Raw genomic sequence first — 944 nt, 5'->3', positions numbered from 1 at the left:
ACTATGGCGGTGACGGTTTGCGTATTACCGTCTTTATCGGTGACTAACACGGTCACCGCTGCGCCTTGCCCTGCATCCGTTGTGCCGCTGACTTCTGGGGTATTATCGTTGCTAAGTGTATCCACATTCACGGTTAAAGTCGGCGGTGTACCATCAAAATCAAGCGAGTTAATCGTGCGTATATTACCTGCTTCATCGCTGGCACTGGCGGTCACGGAGGCCACACTCAGTAATGGAATGGTTAAACCGAGTAGACTCCAATCACCATTGGCATCGGTGGTTGTGGTGTAGGTTGCCCCAATACCGCCGCCGAGTAAGTTTTCGGTGATGGTGATTGTGCTACCCGCTGGTAAATCAGAAGTACCGGTGAGGGTCACGAGTTGCCCAAGCAAGAAGGTGGGCACAAAGGCAAGCGCTGGCGGTATGGTATCCACCACGCCATTGTCAGTAGCGCTGCCAGTGTTGCCGGCTGCATCGCTGAGGCTGGCGGTGACTGTATAAGCGCCATCAAGCAATGGTTGCGCAGCTTCGGCGCTCCAATGACCACTGCCATCGGTTTGCACTGTCACTGTATGGCTGCCATTGCTATCAGTGAAGGTAATCGCGATATCACTGTTCGCTAAATCCGATGTACCTGTTACTACTGGCGTATTATCGTTGGTTAATGTCGGTGCATCGATGCTGACGGTTGGCGCTTGTGTGTCTATCACCCCAGTTACGCTATCGCTGCCGATATTGCCTGCGGCGTCTGTGACACTCACATTGACTGTGTACTCACCTTCGGCTATCGCGTTACTGGCCTCCACTGACCAATTGCCTGCTGCATCCGTTGTCGCTGTCGCGCTTTGGACTGCCCCATTGGCGCCAATGAGCGTCACGCTCACTTGCGTGCCCGCTGGCACGCCACTGCTTTGGCCACTAATGAGCGGGGTCACATCACTGCT

1 protein-coding gene is annotated in these 944 nt (G+C 54.3%); it reads right to left on the bottom strand.

Features of this window, described 5'->3' with window-relative positions; translation table 11 throughout:
- Positions 1 to 944: Ig-like domain-containing protein (locus PHAL_RS23465; protein ID WP_036981769.1), on the bottom strand; the 944-nt coding region annotated here is incomplete at both ends.

Source organism: Pseudoalteromonas haloplanktis ATCC 14393 (genome assembly GCF_000238355.1).
Taxonomy (GTDB): Bacteria; Pseudomonadota; Gammaproteobacteria; order Enterobacterales; family Alteromonadaceae; genus Pseudoalteromonas; species Pseudoalteromonas haloplanktis.
The sequence above is the reverse complement of the archived record's forward strand: the minus strand, read 5'-3'. Positions and strand labels throughout refer to the sequence as shown.